This is a genomic window from Nocardioides sp. URHA0020, from assembly GCF_000620705.1.
Classification (GTDB): Bacteria; Actinomycetota; Actinomycetes; order Propionibacteriales; family Nocardioidaceae; genus Nocardioides.
Map to the genome: position 1 here is coordinate 832,480 of NZ_KK211166.1, position 18,397 is coordinate 850,876.

The window sequence follows — 18,397 nt, forward strand, 5'->3', positions numbered from 1 at the left end:
TCTCGTGCCAACTTCCCCCTCTGGCGCAGCGTCCTCGACGCCGCCTCCTCGACCGTTCCTCCCACCCCCGGGGCAGCCCGGACCCGGCCGCCATCCGCTGCCCGCAGTTGTGCGTCTCCCGTTGGTGACCACACCGGTCGCCGGCGAGTCGATGTGGTCATGGCTCCACCGCTACAGCACCGACATCGACTGCCCGACCGGCGTCCTTGCTGATCGCCTTGGACTCCCCCTCCGTCCCGACGGCACTGTCACTCGCGTCCGCCTGTTCGGCATCCACCTCCCACGCGCCTCGACCACGCACCTCACCGAAGCGACCGGACTGCCTTCCGAATCGGTCGATGGTTTGCAGCTGTCGAGGTTCCACGGCACCGGACTCGACCTCAGCAGGCTTGACCCGTCGAACGAGAGGTCTCTGACCCAGGTCGTGAAGCACCAATGGCTCTTACCGCACGCCTCCCGAGTGTGCGCACGCTGCCTTGCGGAGGACCCGACGGTGTGGCCGTTGTGGTGGAAGCTCGGATACGCAGCCGCTTGTCCGCGACACGCGGTGCTGCTTCTCGATGAGTGCCCGACCTGCCGCATACCGTTCACTCGTGGGTATCGCCGCCACCCGCGCGCACTCAGCCGGGACTATCTGGTCGATGTCGCGGTGTGCGGAAGCGGCTCCTTCCATGACCCGTGCGACCAGCTGTTGTGCCAGCTGCCGCAACACCGGATCAGTGCCGGCCTCGTTGCCGCACAGCTCGCCGTGCTCGACGCGTTGGGCGTCACCCACGAGCCAGGGACTCGGGCGATGCCGCCGACACGATCGGCGAAGCGTCCAGCCGGAAGAGCCCGGGACGCGCTGACGATGACAGGCCGCGTCCCCCCTCCCCAGGAGCTCGCCAACGGCGAGATGGACGCAGCCACCAGGTTCGCCGCCCTGCGCGACCTGGCTGCCATGACGCTGGCGTGCGGCGCGGCCACCGACCCGAACTCCCTGTTTGCGCTGCCCCGGGCTACCCACGACGCTCCACCGGCCCGGACACGGACCGCACAGGTCAACGACGACGCTCTGGCTGCCGCTCTGGAGACCGTGTGGCACCGAGACCGTGACGACCTGGCGCCCAGGGTCCTCTACCGCAGCAGCCCAGCGACTGCCGCTCTAGCGGGCGCGTTGCTGCTCGCCACCCGTTCAGCGATGAGCGCGGCCAGTCACGACGAACTGGCCGAAGCCGCAGCACCGGTCACCCTCGCCTACCTCGCGAGCCGGGACTGGAACAAGCACGACCCGCTCCGCTGGTCTGGATCCTGCGAACCGATCGCGAGAATCGTGAGGCAGCTCAACCGTCCGCGTCGTGGGCGCATCGTGGACGCCCGGCGACCATCGCCAGGTCTCGCGACCGGTGCCGGAACCCGGAGCGACGCAACCGCGCTGCGCGTCACAGGCGACTCAGCCCGGTTCGTGCCGCAGCTGATGCCAACCGACCTGTACCGAGCTCACGTCGCCGACCACCTGGACGAGGTTGCCGACGCCACGGGCCGCTGCCTGGCATCCATCGCGGCCGCACGACTCCTCGGCGCAAGCAGCTGGCGCGCCGCCGCCACGCTTCTCGGCATCCCGGAACCTCGCGGTCGCCGCGCCATCGAACGAGTGCGGAAAGTCGCTGACGCCGACCAGTTCTGGGCCGGAGTCGCCGCGTGCCTCGACGCGCTCGGTGCTGCCGGCGACGACTACCGCGCCGCCGAGCGTCGCCTGAGCACGCTCGCGGCAGTGCCGTACCGAGAGTGGCAGCGGCTCTGCCGGCCGCATAATGTCGTCGCGACTCAGCAGCGCGCCCAGCACGCCGCCGTGTACCTCTGGGAGCGGGTCGCCGGAGCCGACTGGCGTGACTCTCCTGCCCTTGAGGACGGCTGGTGGCCGAGAACAACCCGGGAGTCTCGGCATGAGGGGCAACGTAGGTTCGCCCTCCAGATTCCGTCCGGGCTCCGCGCGGACCTCGAGAAGTGGGCATCCACCGATACCCCGCGACGCAGCGCTGGTCGGGCCGCCGCATGAGTTCGACTCGTGGTGCCACCACCGACACCACGACCCTTGGCGATCCGGAGCGACGGCGCGTCGTTGACCACGTCCGCGTGATGTCGCTGACGTGGTGCGGAGAGGACGCCCGTCTCGTCACGGCCGCACCCTCACCGGCCGTGGCTGAACAGATTCGGCCGTTCCTGCCTGCGCGGGAGGTCATGGACTACGCGGGTTCAAGACACACGCCCGGCGACTACTACTCCCACACCGACGACGAACTCCTGCGCTACGAGTCCTGGAACGAATGCCGGTGGCTGCGCATCCTCGACTTCGACCCTCACATCACCTACCTGGTGGCGCAGCCGCTCACCATCGAAGGTTTCGACATCGAAGGCACCCTCACCGCGACGCCTGACATCTACGCAGAGACTCGCGACGGCGAACGGCTCGTCATCGACCCCCACGTCTCCGAACTCGACATGCTCGACCCGAAGGACGCCATCAGGGCTGCCCGAAGAGCACGTCTGGTCGGGGCCACGTGCGAGTACCTCGGATGGACGTACTACCCAGTCGAAACGCCGCCGCAACCCCTCGCCGCGAACACCGACTTCCTCGCCGACTTCGCCCGCGACATCGGCTACGACCCCGTCCGGCCGACCATCCTCCAGGCCGCACACCGAGCCACAACCCTCAGCGACCTGTGGAAGCAGCTCGGCATGACCCTGGGCAACCACCCCCTCGTGCCGTCCTGCACCTACCACCTCCTGTGGACGCACGAGCTCACCTTCGACCGGAACGAACGGCTGAGCACTCAGACCATCGTGAGGAGTACCAGTGACCACTGACCAGCGGCACCCGTCATCGGAAGACGTGGCAGACCACCCCGACAGCTCTCACGACTCCGCGCCTCTGTACGGCGGAGACCCGTCCCTAGACAGGGCGAGGCACGGCGACCCGCAGTGGCCGCGGATCGGCATCGGCGACAACGTTCGGCTGTGGAACCGCGACTTCAAGGTCGTCGGGATGCACGAGATGCCGGAATGCAAGAACGCTCTCGCGTTCCGCCTGCGCTGCACCCAGACCGGCGCACACGACCTCGCCCTGGTTTCCGACGTGCACGCCGACATCATCGCCAACCGGTCGGCCGAGGCACGCCTGACCAACATCCCCGAGTACCTGACGGGAACCGCCGGGTTCGCGGCGGCAGCTCACTCAAGCTCGAAGCTGGACTACCTGGGTGCGCCCTACGATCGGGCCACCGCGGGCTCCGTCTGGCAGAGCGCGCTGACCGGTCCCGCGAAGGACGAAACGTGGACCCTCGCACCCGACCACACTGTTGACGGGGTGGACGTCGCCGACGCAGCCAAACCCTCCGAGACCGGGCTCCCCAACAGGGTCGTGAAACGGCGCGGCGAAGGCAGAAGCAGCTTCGGCCTGGACCGGCAGGCAGTCCTCGAAGGTCTGGCACCCAAGGCTGCGGCAGCTGCGTTGGAGAAGGAGCAGCATGTTCTCGAGGTAACGACCGGGTTCCGCAGCGGAGACCCTGATGATCCGCTGCCCGGCGAGCCGCTTCCCGAGTACACGACCCCCCTCCTCAAGGACCGGTTGAAGGCAAAGGCAGCCGAGCTCGGACTCACCGACCGAACTGTGCGGAACTGGGTCGACTGGTACGAGGCCGATGAACTGTTCGGCCTTCTCGACCAGCGCTCGGCACGCAGACTCAACCCGCTCGCCGGCATCGACCCTCGCATCATCAGCGCCGCCATCGAACAGCGCGTCGTCGTCGAAGGAAACGAAGCGACTGGCGAGAAGGGCAGGTTCTACAAGCGGCTCAAGCGGAGACTCGATCATCAGTATGGAGAGGGCGCAGTCCCTCTGCCACCGCGAACGACCCTCATGCCGAAGCTGAAGACGATCCTCGGACCCTCCGGAACGTTCGGCCCGTCGCCCGGGCGCCGAAGTAAGGACCGCACCCCAACACACTCGTTCAACCCGCTGCGCGCTTCGCGCCCCGGCCAGAGCGTGCTCATGGACGCGACCCCGCTCGACATCCGCGCCTACGACCCCATCAACGACGTGGACGTGACCGTCAGCCTCTCGATGACCCTCGACGTCGCGACACACACGATCTGCTCGTGGCGCCTGGTCATCGGCACCGAGAACAGGGCCGACGCCATCCTCCTCATCGCCGACGCCCTACGCCCTGAAGCCGTTCGGCCCGGGTGGAAGAAGCACCTCGCGGCGCGCCTGCTCGCACTCCCCGAGGAACTCACCATCCACCACGACGACAGGTTCGAAGGGGCCGCGGCACACCCCGTCATCTACATGACGAACCTCTCCGCCGACCACGGCAAGATCAACGTGTCCAAAGACTGCGAACGCGCCTGCCGAGTACTGCGCATCTCCAAGCGTGACGCCCGCAAGTTCCAACCCACCGACAAGGCCGCCGTAGAGCGGCTGTTTCGCACCATCGGGAGCGGCTTCGCCCAGCACGTCGCCGGCTACACCGGCGGAAGCGTCGCGCGTCGCGGCCTCAACACCGATGGCCAAGCCCGGTGGACCGTCGACGAGCTCGAAGAGTTCCTCGCCTACTGGGTCGTCCACATCTACCAGAACACCCGCACCCGGGCGCTTCCCGCGCCGGGCGCCCCGAACCGGTTCATGACCCCGAACCAGGCGTACGCGATGCTCGTGTCCTGCTTCGGGTGGGTCCCGGCACCCGTCGATGACGACCTGTACTTCCGGCTCCTGCCCGTCCACTGGGTCGAGTTCTCCAGGGCCGGCGCCAAGGTCAACTACCGCACCTACGACGCCGACGTCCTCCGGCTTTACGACACGGGCACACCTTCCGACTACCTCGCGCCTCTGACTGCCAAGGGCCGTCGACCTGGTCGCGAAGAAGGACGCCGGCTGCAAGGCGAGAAGTGGCCCATCCGGATCGACCCGAACGACATCACGATCGCGTGGTTCTACTCACCGCAGCACGAGGCATGGTTCCCCCTCCAGTGGGTCGCCGCACCTGACCCGGACCTCCCGATGACAGATCTGATGTTTCGCCAGACAAGAGCGTGGATGGAGGAACACGGCCTCGACAGCACCCTCGAAGCCGAGGTCGCAGCGGCGGCCGAGGAGTTCTACCTCCGGGTTGGCGCACCCGAGACCTGGACAGCAAAGTCCGCTCGAGAGGTCTCAAGGGAGATGGCTCGCGCCCGAACGCTCGCACGCGACAAGGCAAACCACTCGACCCCCGCTGCCGTAGCAACAACGCCGGGGCAGCATCTGACGGCCGTGCCCGACATCACCACGCATTCCTCTGACACGGCCGCCGATGCCGATGACGACTACTTCGACCCGCTGGCCGTCGCACCCCGCGCTGTCGCCAGCTTCGACAACCCGACCGGAGCGTGACTGTCTTGCTCACCACACCGTCATCCTTGTTCGGCAACTGGCCCGACATCCTCGTCAATGACCACGACCCTCTCATCCATCCGGCGCTGACCGAGCCGCGGTCGAAGGAGGCTTGGCGCCGCTACGTGCTCCAGTGCGACCCGGTCGTGCCAGCACGCCTGCTACGGCAACAGTACGAGCGGCTCTCGATCGTCGACCTCGACCAGTACAACCGCGCCCGACACCAGCACCACTCCAAGCTCGTCATCGTCGAGACCGACGAGCTCGTCGAGTTCCGCAACAACCTCATGGAGGTCATCGGACTCAACATGAACGCCCAGGCAGGTGCCCGGTCCGGCCTGGTTGTCAGCGGCCCCGCCGGGGTTGGGAAGTCGACAACGCTCAAGACCGTCCTGCGTTCCTACGAGTTGTTCCTCAGGGCAGAGCACCCGGAGTACTTCGCCCGAGTTGGAGACGACTTCGTCCCAGTCGCCTACCTCCTCATGCCCCACAAGGTCTTCCCGAAGGCGATGCTCGCGAAGCTCATCGAGTACTACGGGCTCCCACACCGTTCCAGCCACGACACCGTCACCCTCCGCCGGCTCGCGGTCCAGCTCGTCGAAAGGTGCGGCACCCAGGTTCTCGTGATCGACGACTTGCACTTCCTCAACGTCAACGGGAACGACGGCGCCGACGCGAACAACCTGATGAAGGAGATCCTGAACGAGACGGGCGTCACTGTGGTCGCTGCCGGCATCGACCTCGACCACAGCAAGCTGTTCCCCGCCACCGCGAAGCCGACTTCGGTCCAACGACAGAACGGTTCCCGCTTCGCGCTGCAGCGACTGGCACCCGCTCCGTGCAAGACCAAGGCCGACAAGCAGGCATGGGTCTCAACCATCGCTGCGTTCGAGTCCTCCCTGTGCCTACTCGACCACGAGCAGGGGACGTTGCCGGGACTGTACGAGTACCTCCACCACCGCACCGGCGGCATGATGGCCGGCTTGTCGCAGTTGATCCGCAAGGGCGCTCACCAGGCCATCCGAACGGGCCGAGAGTGCATCGACGAGGCCATGCTCAAGGACGTGCGCGTCGACATCACCAACGAGGCGCGCGTGGAGGCGGCTCGAAAGTCCACCCGAAACCCCGCGAAGCCGAGCCGGGGGCAGGTCGCGTGACCGTCAAGGCACTCTCGTTCACCGGGCCGGCCGGGACTGTCGCACCCTCAGCACGGGTCGAGTCGCTGCTGGCCGGGGAACCACGTCGCCTTGCGTTGTGCCCGGCACCAGTTGAAGACGAGTCATTCAGCAGCTGGATCGACCGGATCGCACTTGGTGTCGAGGCGCAACGGCGCGACTTGTGGCGGTGGTTCGGTCTTATCCCGGAAGCAGCGCCACGATCGCCCAACCAGCCGCTCGCGTACGGCGTCGACCTCCCGCCCGCAGAACGGTCCGCGATTCACGAGGGGACCGGCCTCACCGAAGAACTTCTCGACCCGATGCTGCTGAGTCGCTACCGCGGCATCGCGCTGGACCCGTCGAACTTGGACCGGCAGCGTCCGGCCACGGTCACCGCGTGGGCGCGCCGCTCGTGGGCCTTCATCTTCCCCTCCCTCGCGTGCCCCGCCTGTCTCCTCGATCGACCCGGCGTGTGGCACGTTCAGTGGAAGCTCCCGTGGACCTTCGCCTGCACCCCACACGGCCTGTACCTCTCCGCACGCTGCCATGAGTGCGGAGCACGGTGGCAGTCCAGCGCGCTCGACGCACGACAGTCGACCCAGTGCTGCGCAAGTCCGCCGCCAGAGGAAGAACTCACTGCATCCGGCACCCGTCGCCGCCGACGCACCGTTGACGGCATCTGTGGCGCGTCCCCAACCGACGCACCCAAGCTTGTCGCCAGCAAGGCGGCGCTGGTCCTCCAGACCCAGATCGACGCCCATCTTGCCGCGATCACCGACACAGACCGGCGTGCCGCCCACGAAGAACTCGCCGCCCTGCGCGCACTAGCCCCGATGGTGCTCTACATGGGCGGCGTGCACCTCGCAGCAGACTTTGACGACGCTGCCCGAACCGCATGGGAGACCCACATCCGCGACCGGGAGGCCGCCGTGCCGCGACGCGGGCCTGCCGCCGCAGGTCAGTACCGGTCGTACTCGCTGCCGCCAACGAACCCCCTGGTGACCGCCGTCGCCCTCGACGCCGCCGCTCGCCTTCAGCTCCACCGTGACCCTGCGGCCTGGCGAAGGTTCGCCGCCGCCCCGAGCGGGGAGCCAGTCAACACGACAGCGCAGTGGACCCAGCTGCTCAAGTTCTGGAAACCCCCAACCGGACACGCCTACGCGATGAACGCAGTACGGGACGAACAGAAGTTCACCGTGTCGGCCGCACTCGACGGCCGCTCCACTCACGCCGAGCCGCCCCACTCCGGCATCGGTACCGACCAGGTGCCCGCCCTGTTGTCCGCGACCCTCACCCGCGACTCCCTTCCCGTCCCACTCAAGGACGTCACGGCAAGTCGCCGGTACGCGGCCATGGCGCTCGCTCGAACACTCGAGCCCAGCCTGAAGAACTGGCATGAGGCCGCACAGGCGGTGGGCATCCACGCCAGGCACGCCTCGTACTGCGAACGCATGCAGTCCAAGGTTCGCCAGGCCGGCGTCGGCAGTCGCTGGCACGAACAGCTCACCTCGGTAGCGCAAGCACTCGCCGAGACCGAGAACCCGACCAACTTCGGTGCCCGACGACGAGCGTTCCGCACATGGGACGACTTCGAGGACGAGGACTGGCAGGCCGTGTGCCGCACCTCGTCTATCGATCCCACAGACCCTCGCTGGTCGCAGCGTCGACATCTCGCCGCTGCCTGGGTGTGGGAGTCGATCACGGGAGGCGACTGGCACGGCGCACCGTCCCTGAGGCTGGATGAGCTCAGCGCACACGACCGTGAGATGCAGGCCCAGCGTTACGTCGTGTACTTCACGCGCAAGCAACTCCACCGCGTGGAGATCGCGTTGCAGGAGTGCGTCAACACGCTCCTATCTCGGGAGTGCCTGGACGTGACATCGGACTGCTGGCTCGCCAACGGCGGGGCACCCGAAGGCACGCACAACATCGCCTAGGGCGCCGCGTTCCGCGACCGCTAGCTGGCTCCGCATCAACGCAGCTCGACACGAACTCTAAGGGCTGGACCGCCAAGGCAAGGGCTCGTCACACCCATGGCCTCGCGCCGGCCGCGCCGAGCAATGGAACGGCCAAGTAGTTGATTCGCAAACCATGCCCGTCAACGAGCCCGACGACGGCTCGACTCATCAGGAATGACGGGTTACTCGTCGGTACGGCCTCGAAATGAAGCGTTCGCTCGTCCAACTGAAAAGATTTCCCGTCAACTGAAACGTTCGGCCGTCAACTACACCGCCCTCGTGGCCCGTGTTGAGGGCCGCCAGCAGGTCCACGACCTCGGCGCCCCGGACCTCCCCCACGACGAGCCGGTCGGGGCGCATCCGGAGCGCCTGCCGCACCAGCGTGCGCACGTCGACGGCGCCGGCGCCCTCGAGGTTGGCCGGACGACCCTCGAGGGCGACGACGTGGGGGTGGTCGGGCCGGAGCTCGCTGGCGTCCTCGACCACCACGAGCCGCTCGCCCGCACCGACGCGAGCCAGCAGCGCCGAGAGCAGGGTGGTCTTGCCCGAGCCGGTGCCACCGCTGACCAGGAACGCCAGCCGGGCACCGATGACCGCGTCCAGGAGCTCGGCCGTCTCCTCGTCGACCGTGCCGTGGCCGACCAGCTCCTCCAGCGTGAAGCCCTGCCGCCGCGGCACGCGCAGCGAGATCACCGTCCCGGGGCGCGCCAGCGGGGCCAGCACGGCGTGGAAGCGGGTGCCGTCGGGCAGCCGGAGGTCGACGTACGGCGCCGCGTCGTCCAGCCGTCGCCCGCCGAGCGCCGCCAGGCGCTGTGCGAGCCGGCGGACCGACTCCTCACCGGGGAAGGTGACGCTCGTGAGCTCGAGGCCCTGCCCGCGGTCGAGGTAGACGTGCTCCGCTCCGTTGACCAGCACGTCGGTGACGTACGGCGTGCGCAGCAGCGGCTCGAGAGGCCCCGCACCGACCACGTCGCGCCGCAGCGTCTCGTAGACGGCGAGCACCTCGGCGTCGCCGACCGGCCGTCCGGCCTCGCGCAGCGCCTCGGCGACCCGGTGGGGCGTGAGCTCGCCAGGCGTGCGCGCCAGCCGGTCGCGCACCGCCTCCAGCTGGGGCGTGCTCATGCCGCGACCGCGTGCAGGAGCGCGAGCTGGTCGAGCACCTCGCCCGCGGCCCGACCGAGCGCTCCCCGGCGAGAGCGCACCGGCCCCAGGCCGAGGTCGATGGCCTCGGCGAGCCACGCTGGTCGGGCATCGCGGCGAGCACCGGGACGTGCGTGGCCCGAGCGATCGAACGGGGGTCGATGCCAGCGCCGCGCACCACCAGCCGCACCCGGCTCGGGTCGGGATGCCGGGCGCAGATCCGGGCCGCGGAGGCGACGCCGGCCACGGTGGGGACGACCACCACGAGCAGCCGGTCGCACCGCGACGCCAGCTCGTCGACCAGCGAGTCCGCCGAGCGCGGGAGGTCCACGACCACGAAGTCGTGCCCGCGCTGCGCCGCCGAGAGCACCTCACGCACGGCGAACGCCTGGAGGGTGCCGGGCGCACCGGCGTGCCAGGTCAGCGCCGCCAGGTCCTCACGACGGGGCAGCGCCTCGCGCAGCGACCGCGCGCTCAGGCGGCCGGTCGTGTGGCACAGGCCGTCCCACCGCACCCCGTCGCGGTCCTCCAGGCCGAGCACCCGGTCGACGCCGGGGCCGAGCGGGTCCGCGTCGATGACCACCGCCCGGCCACGTCGGGCCGCCAGCTGGCCGAGAGCGCAGGCGAAGGTGGTCGCACCGGCGCCGCCGCTGCCACCGGTCACGCCGATCACCGTGCCGGCGACGCGCTGCGGGTCGCCCAGGTCGGTGAGCGCCTCGACGAGCCAGGCCTCGGAGGACGGGAGCTGGGCGACGCTCTCCCCGCCCAGCGCCACCGTCGCTCGGAAGGTCTCGTCGGGCACCTGGCCCCAGGCGACGACGTGCACCCCGGGCCGGCGGGCGGGCGCGATCGCGGCCATCTCGGCAGCGACGTCGGCACCGACGAGGACCAACGGGGCGGCCGGCCACCGGGTGAGCGCCGCCCCGAGGTCGTCGGCGACATCGGGGGTGATCCCGGCCGCAGCGGACAGGCGCAGCAGCTGGTCCAGGAGCGACTGGTCACGGGTGAAGCACAGCGGAGCGGTCATGCCAGCCAGGGTCTCCGACACCCCGACCGACCACCACCGACCGGATTCCCCTTGTGGACAAGGGGGTTCGACAACCGCACGGTGGACGAAACCTGGCCCGTCGCCGCCTACCATGGGCCCATGGCGCGAACCGCAGCCTTCTTCGACCTCGACAAGACGATCATCGCCAAGTCGAGCACGCTTGCGTTCAGCAAGCCCTTCCAGGCCGGTGGCCTGATCTCCCGCCGCGCGGTCCTGCGCTCGGCGTACGCCCAGTTCGTCTACCTCGTCGGCGGTGCGGACCACGACCAGATGGAGAAGATGCGGCAGTTCATGTCGCAGCTCTGCACCGGCTGGGACGTCGCCACGGTGCGCGAGATCGTCGCCGACACCCTCTACAACGTCGTCGAGCCCCTGGTGTACGACGAGGCCGTGTCGCTGATCGAGGAGCACCGGCTCGCCGGGCGCGACGTCATCATCGTCTCGGCCTCCGGCACCGAGGTGGTCGAGCCGATCGCCGCGATGCTGGGCGCCGACCGGGTGATCGCGACCCGGATGGAGATCGTCGACGGCCGCTACAGCGGTGAGATCGAGTACTACGCCTACGCCGAGGAGAAGGCGCGGGCCATCCGCGAGGTGGCCGAGCAGGTCGGCTACGACCTCGCCGACAGCTACGCCTACAGCGACTCCGTGACCGACGTGCCCATGCTCGAGGCCGTCGGCCACTCGTACGCCGTGAACCCCGATCGCGAGCTGCGCAAGGCCGCAGCAGCGCACGACTGGCCCGTGCTGGTCTTCACCAAGCCGGTCGCGCTGCGCTCGCGGGTGCCGCTGCCGCCCGCGGGGCCGACCCTCGCCGCCCTCGCCGTGGGTGGCGTCGTGGCGGTCGGCGGGGTGCTGTGGGCCAACGCCCGACGCCGCCGACTGGGAGCCTGAGCGACCCACTCCACGGGCGCCGTGTCAACCCCTTGCGGACTGCCCGGGACCGGCGTACACAGGTAGTCAGAACTCCACATCCTGCACGTGAGCCGGGTACCCACGCGGCGATCTACCCTTCCTACAGGGCGCTGGTCATCGGGACACACCCGAGGCCGCAGTTAGAGCATGCACGCCTGGTAGCCACGGTCCTCACGTGTCAGCGACGGCACCCGGCCCACCATTCGAGAAACCGGGTGCCGTTCGCATGCTCAGTCCGCCGTACGACGCAGCGGGCTGGCCTCGGCCCCCGCGGAGTAGGCCTCGGCGGCGTAGAGCAGCCACGCGTGGACCCCGGCGGTGCCGCCGTCGCGGTAGCCGCGCAGGTTGGACTCGTACGCCGCCCGCAGGGCCAGGTGGCCGGCCTCCGGGACCACCAGCGACTTCTCGTCGACCCCGCGCGCGACCAGGACGAGCCGTTCGGCGGCGCGCGCGACCAGCCCGTTGTGGGACGCGAAGGGCGCCGCCGTCGCGAGCTCCGCGTGCACGACGGCCGCCACCAGCAGCGCGGGCGCGGCGGTCGACGCGGTGAGCAGGTCGCCCAGGCCCCGCAGGCGATCGGCCGCCTCGCCGTCGCGCGGGCGGCCCCGCGACTCGGCCGGCAGCCCGGCCGCGGCCAGGGCATGGATGCGCGCCAGCGCCTGCAGCGGGGAGCGGGCCAGCGCCGGCGCGAGCCCCAGCAGCTCGGTGGAGATCCGCACCGCGTCGGCGGAGATCTCGTCACCCGTGCCGACCCGCACCTCGGGCAGCGTGGCCGCCGAGCCCTCCAGCACGGCGCTCGCGTGGGCACCGCGCAGCAGGCTCTCCGTGGTCGTCTCCGGAGAGGTACGACGCAGGCCGCGGTCGCGCAGCATCACGTCGATGCCGTCCCGGGCGGCGGCGTACGCCGAGGGGACTCCCTCGAGGGACACCAGCGGCGACAACGGGTCGGCGTTCTTCGGGGCGGAGCTCACGGGCGAGAGGCTACCCAGCGGGTACGGTGAGCCCGATGAGTGACCAGCCCTCCCCCGCCCGCTCCTTCGGCTCGGTGGCCGACGCCTACGACCGAGGTCGGCCCGGCTACCCCGCGGAGGCGGCCGCCTGGCTGGTCGGCGACGACGCGGTCACCGTGCTCGAGGTCGGGGCCGGCACGGGCAAGCTGACCGAGGCCCTGGTGGCGCTCGGCCACGACGTGCACGCCACCGATCCCGACGACGCGATGCTGGCCCGGCTGCGCGCCCGGCTGCCCGACGTACCCACCTCGGTGGCGTCCGCCGAGGGGCTGCCCGCCGCCGACGCGTCGTACGACGTCGTGGTGGCCGGGCAGGCCTTCCACTGGTTCGACCACGAGGTAGCGCTGCGTGAGATCGCCCGCGTGCTGCGCCCCGGCGGCCACCTCGCCCTGGTCTGGAACGAGCGCGACGAGCAGATCCCGTGGGTCCGCCGGCTCGGCGGGATCATCGGCTCCCCGCGGCAGCCGCGCAACGCGGAGCCGCTGCTGGCCTCGCCGTACTTCGGCGACGTCGCGGAGACGAGGTTCCGGCACTGGCAGACGATCGACCGCACGTCGATCCAGGACCTCGCCGTCTCCCGCTCGAGCCTCGCGGTCCTCGACGAGGACCGACGCCGGGCCAAGGTCGCGGAGGTCCTCGCGCTCTACGACGACTACGGCCGGGGCATGGACGGCATGCAGCTGCCCTACCTCGCCTCCTGCTTCCGCGCCACGGTCGTCGACCGCCCGGCGACGGCCGACGCCGAGCGCTCCGACGAGACGTCCGCCGACGCCGACGCCGGACCCGCCACCGCCACGGCACCCGCCGACGACGACGTCCTGCTCATCGACTTCAGCTGACCCGGCGACGATGCCCCGACCGTGGCGCCGCCGGCACCTGGGCACCGAGGCCGACCGCGCCACCTTCCGCACGCTCCACAACGCCTCCCTCGCGGCGCCGGCGCTGCGTGCGGGTCTCACCGCCGACAGCGCCGAGCGCAGCATCCGGCACCTGCACGACCTGCTCGGCAGCCCGGCCCTCGCACTGACCGACACGGCCGGCCTGCTCGCCTGGCACGGCTCCGGCCAGCACCACCGGGAGCAGTCCGCCGGGCTCGCGGCGGTGACGGTGGAGGCCGGCCGGACCCGGGTCTTCGACCGCAGTGACCTGCGGTGCACGGTCGCCGGGTGTGAGATCCGGGCGGCCGTCGTCAGCCCCCTGGTCACCGAGCAGCGGGTGGTCGGCACGCTCCAGGTCTTCGCCGCCCAGCCCACGGCCGGGCTGGCGCGAGCCGCCGACGAGGTGGCGCTGTGGGTCAGCGCCCAGCTCGAGCTCGCCGAGCTCGACGCGTCGCGCACCCGGCTGATGGAGGCCGAGGTGCGGGCGATGCGGGCCCAGATCAGCCCGCACTTCATCTACAACTCCCTCGGCGCGATCGCCAGCTTCGTGCGCACCGACCCCGACCGGGCCCGCGACCTGCTGACGGAGTTCGCCGACTTCACCCGCTACTCCTTCCGCACCCACGGTGAGTACACGACGCTGGCCGAGGAGCTCCGCTCGGTCGAGCGCTACCTGCTGCTCGAGCAGGCGCGCTTCGGCGACCGGCTGCGGGTGACGCTCCGCATCGCCCCCGAGGTGCTGCCCGTCGCCGTCCCCTTCCTGTGCATCCAGCCGCTGGTCGAGAACGCCGTGCGCCACGGCCTCGAGTCCGCGGAGGGGGGCGGCTCGATCAGCATCGTCGCCCGCGACCACGACCAGGAGTGCGTCATCGAGGTGGAGGACGACGGCGTCGGCGAGGACCCCGACGTCGTACGGCGAGCGCTGGCCGGCGACGCGTCCCTCGACTCGGTCGGGCTGGGCAACGTCGACGGCCGGCTGCGGACCACGTTCGGCGACGGCTACGGGCTGGTGGTGGAAACGGCGCCCGGAGCGGGTACGAGGGTGACTGTCCGGGTCCCCAAGTTCGCACCGGGGGTGCACGCATGAAGGTCCTCGTGGTCGACGACGAGCGTCCCGCCCTCGACGAGCTCGCCTACCTGCTCGCCGCCGAGCAGCGCGTGGGCGAGGTGGTCACCAGCTCGTCGGCGACCGACGCCCTGCGGATCCTGCGGGAGGGCACCATCGACGCCGTCTTCCTCGACGTCCAGATGCCCGGCCTCACCGGCCTGGAGCTGGCGCAGGTCCTCGGGCGCTTCCGCGCCCCGCCCCCGGTCGTCTTCGTCACCGCCCACGAGCGACACGCGGTCGAGGCCTTCGACCTGCACGCGGTCGACTATGTGCTCAAGCCGGTGCGCGCGGACCGGCTGGCCGAGGCCGTACGACGGGTGGTCGCTGCCGTCGGCGGCACGACCGAGGCGGCGCCGGCACGCGACGACGCGCAGGTGGCGGTCGAGCGTGGCGGCGTCACCCGCTTCATCAACCGCTGCGACATCACCCACGTCGAGGCCCAGGGCGACTACGCCCGGCTGCACACCGCGAGCGAGTCCCACCTCCTGCGCAGCCCGCTGACGACGCTCGAGGAGGAGTGGGCGGCCGCCGGGTTCGTGCGGATCCACCGCTCGTTGCTGGTGTCGCTCTCGCACGTCAGCGAGGTGCGGATGGACGGCGGCCGCTGCACGGTCGTGGTCGGACCGCGCGGAGGACAGCACGGGGTGGAGCTCGGCGTCAGCCGGCGGCACACCCGCGAGCTGCGCGAGCTGCTGCTGGCGTCGCGGACCGTCGGTCCGTGACCGACCCGCCGGAGAGGGTCCGGGTCACCGGACCGCCACGTCGGCAGCCTCCGGTCCGCCGCGCCTCCGACATCGACGCCGGCACCAACCTCGGCGGCGTCTACATGCGGTCGCTGCTGCGCGAGCAGCTCCGGCTGGCGATCGGGGTGCTCGCGGTGATGGGGCTGACGATCGGGCTGCTGCCGCTCGCCTTCCACCTGGCGCCCGGCCTCTCCGGCGTACGCGTGCTCGGGATGCCGCTGGGCTGGCTGCTGCTCGGCGTCCTGGTCTACCCGGCGCTGGTCGGCCTGGGGTGGGCCTACGTGCGCCGGGCCGAGCGCAACGAGCGCGACTTCGCCGAGCTGCTGTCGGAGACCGAGCGGTGAGCCCCGGCCTCGATGCCGCCCCCGGCATCGTCGCGATCGCCTTCGTGACGGTCGCGACGCTGGCGATCGGCACCTGGGGCCTGCGGTTCTCGCGCACGACGAGCGACTTCTTCGTCGCCTCGCGGTCCGTCCACCCGCGGCTCAACGCGAGCGCCATCGGCGGGGAGTACCTCTCGGCCGCGTCCTTCCTCGGCGTCGCCGGGCTGGTGCTGCTCAACGGCGCCGACATGCTGTGGTACCCCGTCGGCTGGACCGCCGGCTACCTCGTGCTGCTGGTCCTGGTGGCCGCCCCGCTGCGGCGGTCGGGCGCCTACACGCTGCCCGACTTCGCCGAGGCCCGGCTGGGCTCCCGCGGCGTACGCGCCGCCTGCTCGGTGCTCGTCGTCGCCATCGGCTGGCTCTACCTGCTGCCGCAGTTCCAGGGCGCCGGGCTCACCCTGCGCTCCGCGGTCGGCGCGCCGACCTGGCTCGGGCCCGTGATCGTCGGGGTCGTCGTGCTCGCCAACGTCACCTCCGGCGGGATGCGCAGCATCACCTTCGTGCAGGCCTTCCAGTACTGGCTCAAGCTCACCGCCCTGCTCGTCCCGGCAGCCGTGCTGCTGGTGGTGTGGGCGGGCGACTCCTCGCCTCCGGCGTCCGGTGCCGGCGGCTGGTCGGTGCCGCTCGCCTCGGGCGGGCCGTCCGGGCTGTACGTCACCTACTCGCTGATCATCGCCACGTTCCTCGGCACCATGGGGCTGCCCCACGTGGTCGTGCGGTTCTACACGAACCCCGACGGCCGGGCCGCTCGGCGTACGACGCTCGTGGTGCTCGTGCTGCTCGGGCTCTTCTACCTGCTGCCGCCGGTCTACGGCGCCCTCGGCCGGATCTACGCGCCCGAGCTCGCGGTGTCGGGACGGTCCGACGCCCTGGTGCTCGAGCTGCCGCGGATCATGGTCGACGGGCTGCTCGGCGAGGTGCTCACCGGCCTCGTCACGGCCGGCGCGTTCGCGGCCTTCCTCTCCACGTCGTCGGGCCTCTCGATCGCGGTCGCGGGCGTGCTGAGCCAGGACGTCACCGGTCGCTCCCGCCGCCTCGGCGGGGTCGCCGCCTTCCGGCTCGCGGCGGTGGTGGCCGTGACGGTCCCGTGCGTCGTCGCCCTGCTGGCGCCGAACCTCGGGGTCGCCCGCGCGGTCGGGCTGGCCTTCGCGATGGCGGCCGCGACCTTCTGCCCGCTGCTCCTGCTCGGCATCTGGTGGCGCGGCCTCACGCCGTACGGCGCGGTCGCGGGGCTGGTCGTCGGCGGCCTGACCTCCGCGGTCGCGATCGCGTGGACCGTCGGCGTCGCGGACCCCGACGGCTGGGTGGACGCGCTGATGGGGCAGCCCGCGGCCTGGACGGTCCCGCTCGCGCTGGCGACGATGGTGTCGGTGTCGCTGCTCACCCGCGACAGCGTGCCGGCCCACGCCGACCGGTTCCTGGTGCGGCTGCACACGCCCGAGACGCTGGAGCTGGACCGGGGCTGAGCCGTCGAGACACCCGGAGTGGCTGTCACCGAGGCCGCCCGACAGCCAGTTCGGGTGTCTCGACGCGGGCTCCGTAGGCTCGACCACGTGCGCCTCATCCTGATCCGGCACGGGGAGACCCCGTCCAACGTCGCCGGCGCCCTCGACACCGCGGCCCCCGGCGCGCCCCTGACCCCGCTCGGGCACCGGCAGGCAGCGGCGGTCGCGCCCGTGCTGACCGTCGAGCGGATCAGCGCCGTCCACGCCTCGCCGCTCGTCCGCACCCAGCTCACGGCGGCGCCGCTCGCCACCGCCCGCGGGCTCGACGTCGTCGTGACAGCGGGGCTGGAGGAGATCGCCGCCGGCGGGCTGGAGATGCGCGCCGACGAGGAGGCGATCGCGGCGTACGCCGACACCGTCGCCGCCTGGATCGGCGGCGACCTGGGCGTCGAGATGCCGGGCGGCCCGGACGGGCACGCGTTCTTCGAGCGGTACGACGCCGCGGTGGCCGCCATCGCGGCGGCGCACGCCGACGACGCCACCGTGGCGGCGTTCAGCCACGGCGCCGCGATCCGGACGTTCGCCGCCCGCCACGGCGGACCGGCCGACGCCCGCCTGCTCAACACCGGCGCGGTCGTGCTCGAGGGCTCGCCGCGTGCCGGCTGGGCCGTCACCCGCTGGTCGCGCGACCCGCTGGGCGGCGCCCACCTGGCCGACACCGCGGCCGTCGACCCGACCGGGGACCCGGACCCGGTCTGAGACCCGGCTCGGACCAGGCTGGGACCAGGCTGCGTCAGACGGGCTGCGGTGCCGGGTAGCCGGCCAGCATGAGCCCGGCCACGACGCCGAGCGCCTCGGACCACGCGGCCGTCATCTCCGGGGTCCAGGCGGCGCCCCCACGCTCCGCCATGGCCGCGACCAGGCACTCGGCGACCGCGTCGAACATCTCCGGGGTCGCGCCGTACGTCGCGTGCTTGGCCCCGAGCGCCCCGAGCGTGGAGGTGAGCCACGCGGGGTCGTCGAGGTGGTCCAGGACGGCGATCACGGCCACCCGCAGCATGGCCGCCTGCGGGCGCACGTCGGCGGAGAACATCGGGCGGACCGCCGGGTGGCGCTCGAAGAGGATCTCGTAGAAGCGGGTGATGAGGCCTTCGTCGGTGTCGGCGAGCGCGAGGCCGGCCATCAGGAGTTCTTTGTTCATG

15 protein-coding genes and 1 pseudogene are annotated in these 18,397 nt (G+C 71.1%); 12 read left to right on the forward strand and 4 right to left on the reverse strand.

Features of this window, described 5'->3' with window-relative positions:
* Positions 1–124 precede the first annotated feature (124 nt).
* Genes N542_RS0108510 through N542_RS0108530 form a run of 5 tightly spaced genes read left to right on the forward strand, consistent with a single transcriptional unit; the run spans position 125 to position 8,504 of the window.
* Positions 125–2,038: a TniQ family protein gene (locus tag N542_RS0108510; RefSeq protein WP_155992904.1), complete on the forward strand. Its 1,914-nt coding sequence runs from the start codon at positions 125–127 to the stop codon at positions 2,036–2,038.
* Positions 2,035–2,847: a TnsA-like heteromeric transposase endonuclease subunit gene (locus N542_RS26545; RefSeq protein WP_155992906.1), complete on the forward strand. Its 813-nt coding sequence runs from the start codon at positions 2,035–2,037 to the stop codon at positions 2,845–2,847. Before N542_RS0108510 ends, N542_RS26545 begins: the two co-directional genes overlap by 4 nt.
* Positions 2,837–5,410 (forward strand): helix-turn-helix domain-containing protein, encoded by a 2,574-nt coding sequence (locus tag N542_RS23995; protein ID WP_051551510.1) that lies wholly within the window; start codon positions 2,837–2,839, stop codon positions 5,408–5,410. Before N542_RS26545 ends, N542_RS23995 begins: the two co-directional genes overlap by 11 nt.
* Positions 5,407–6,567 (forward strand): AAA family ATPase, encoded by a 1,161-nt coding sequence (locus N542_RS0108525; protein WP_028643566.1) that lies wholly within the window; start codon positions 5,407–5,409, stop codon positions 6,565–6,567. The genes N542_RS23995 and N542_RS0108525 overlap by 4 nt, the downstream gene beginning before the upstream one ends.
* Complete coding sequence (locus N542_RS0108530; protein WP_197025897.1) at positions 6,564–8,504, forward strand: TniQ family protein; 1,941 nt, start codon at positions 6,564–6,566, stop codon at positions 8,502–8,504. Before N542_RS0108525 ends, N542_RS0108530 begins: the two co-directional genes overlap by 4 nt.
* Positions 8,505–8,693: 189 nt before the next feature.
* Here the strand turns inward: N542_RS0108530 and N542_RS24000 are convergent, their stop codons facing one another.
* Both N542_RS24000 and ssd read right to left on the reverse strand, forming a co-directional pair.
* A complete protein-coding gene (locus N542_RS24000) occupies positions 8,694–9,647 on the reverse strand; it encodes a TadA family conjugal transfer-associated ATPase (RefSeq protein WP_442937434.1) in 954 nt (317 codons plus the stop codon).
* Between the two features lie 163 nt (positions 9,648–9,810).
* A pseudogene (gene ssd / locus N542_RS27115) lies at positions 9,811–10,806 on the reverse strand (septum site-determining protein Ssd); the annotation flags it as partial.
* Positions 10,807–10,812: 6 nt separating this feature from the next.
* On the opposite strand from ssd, the gene N542_RS0108545 reads away from it, so the two are divergent.
* Positions 10,813–11,607 (forward strand): HAD family hydrolase, encoded by a 795-nt coding sequence (locus tag N542_RS0108545; protein ID WP_036507088.1) that lies wholly within the window; start codon positions 10,813–10,815, stop codon positions 11,605–11,607.
* Positions 11,608–11,858: 251 nt separating this feature from the next.
* Here N542_RS0108545 and N542_RS0108550 read toward each other — a convergent pair whose 3' ends face one another.
* Positions 11,859–12,599: a hypothetical protein gene (locus N542_RS0108550; protein WP_036506735.1), complete on the reverse strand. Its 741-nt coding sequence runs from the start codon at positions 12,597–12,599 to the stop codon at positions 11,859–11,861.
* 35 nt (positions 12,600–12,634) lie between these two features.
* On the opposite strand from N542_RS0108550, the gene N542_RS0108555 reads away from it, so the two are divergent.
* The 6 genes from N542_RS0108555 to N542_RS0108580 all read left to right on the forward strand — a co-directional run bounded on the left by N542_RS0108555 (position 12,635) and on the right by N542_RS0108580 (position 17,954).
* On the forward strand, positions 12,635–13,477 hold the full coding sequence (locus N542_RS0108555; protein WP_028643570.1) for a class I SAM-dependent methyltransferase: 843 nt from the start codon (positions 12,635–12,637) through the stop codon (positions 13,475–13,477).
* Positions 13,478–13,487: 10 nt separating this feature from the next.
* Positions 13,488–14,603 carry a sensor histidine kinase gene (locus N542_RS0108560; protein ID WP_028643571.1) on the forward strand — a complete coding sequence of 372 codons (1,116 nt, stop codon included), beginning with the start codon at positions 13,488–13,490 and terminating at the stop codon, positions 14,601–14,603.
* Positions 14,600–15,346, forward strand: coding sequence for a LytR/AlgR family response regulator transcription factor (locus N542_RS0108565; RefSeq protein ID WP_028643572.1), 747 nt, complete (start codon positions 14,600–14,602; stop codon positions 15,344–15,346). The genes N542_RS0108560 and N542_RS0108565 overlap by 4 nt, the downstream gene beginning before the upstream one ends.
* On the forward strand, positions 15,343–15,711 hold the full coding sequence (locus tag N542_RS0108570) for a membrane protein (RefSeq protein WP_028643573.1): 369 nt from the start codon (positions 15,343–15,345) through the stop codon (positions 15,709–15,711). The genes N542_RS0108565 and N542_RS0108570 overlap by 4 nt, the downstream gene beginning before the upstream one ends.
* The gene (locus N542_RS0108575) at positions 15,708–17,216 is read left to right on the forward strand and encodes a sodium/solute symporter (protein ID WP_028643574.1); all 1,509 of its coding nucleotides are present in this window, start codon (positions 15,708–15,710) and stop codon (positions 17,214–17,216) included. The genes N542_RS0108570 and N542_RS0108575 overlap by 4 nt, the downstream gene beginning before the upstream one ends.
* An 87-nt stretch (positions 17,217–17,303) precedes the next feature.
* Positions 17,304–17,954, forward strand: a complete 651-nt coding sequence (locus tag N542_RS0108580) for a histidine phosphatase family protein (protein ID WP_028643575.1) — start codon at positions 17,304–17,306, stop codon at positions 17,952–17,954.
* Between the two features lie 34 nt (positions 17,955–17,988).
* Here N542_RS0108580 and N542_RS0108585 read toward each other — a convergent pair whose 3' ends face one another.
* Positions 17,989–18,396: a globin domain-containing protein gene (locus N542_RS0108585; RefSeq protein WP_028643576.1), complete on the reverse strand. Its 408-nt coding sequence runs from the start codon at positions 18,394–18,396 to the stop codon at positions 17,989–17,991.
* Position 18,397 lies beyond the last annotated feature (1 nt).

Excerpts from the sequence above, each read along its gene's own strand:
- N542_RS26545 (WP_155992906.1), top strand. The coding sequence starts at position 2,035 with ATGAGTTCGACTCGTGGTGCCACCACCGACACCACGACCCTTGGCGAT.
- N542_RS24000 (WP_442937434.1), bottom strand. The coding sequence starts at position 9,647 with ATGAGCACGCCCCAGCTGGAGGCGGTGCGCGACCGGCTGGCGCGCACG.
- N542_RS0108545 (WP_036507088.1), top strand. The coding sequence starts at position 10,813 with ATGGCGCGAACCGCAGCCTTCTTCGACCTCGACAAGACGATCATCGCC.
- N542_RS0108555 (WP_028643570.1), top strand. The coding sequence starts at position 12,635 with ATGAGTGACCAGCCCTCCCCCGCCCGCTCCTTCGGCTCGGTGGCCGAC.
- N542_RS0108560 (WP_028643571.1), top strand. The coding sequence starts at position 13,488 with ATGCCCCGACCGTGGCGCCGCCGGCACCTGGGCACCGAGGCCGACCGC.
- N542_RS0108565 (WP_028643572.1), top strand. The coding sequence starts at position 14,600 with ATGAAGGTCCTCGTGGTCGACGACGAGCGTCCCGCCCTCGACGAGCTC.
- N542_RS0108585 (WP_028643576.1), bottom strand. The coding sequence starts at position 18,396 with ATGAACAAAGAACTCCTGATGGCCGGCCTCGCGCTCGCCGACACCGAC.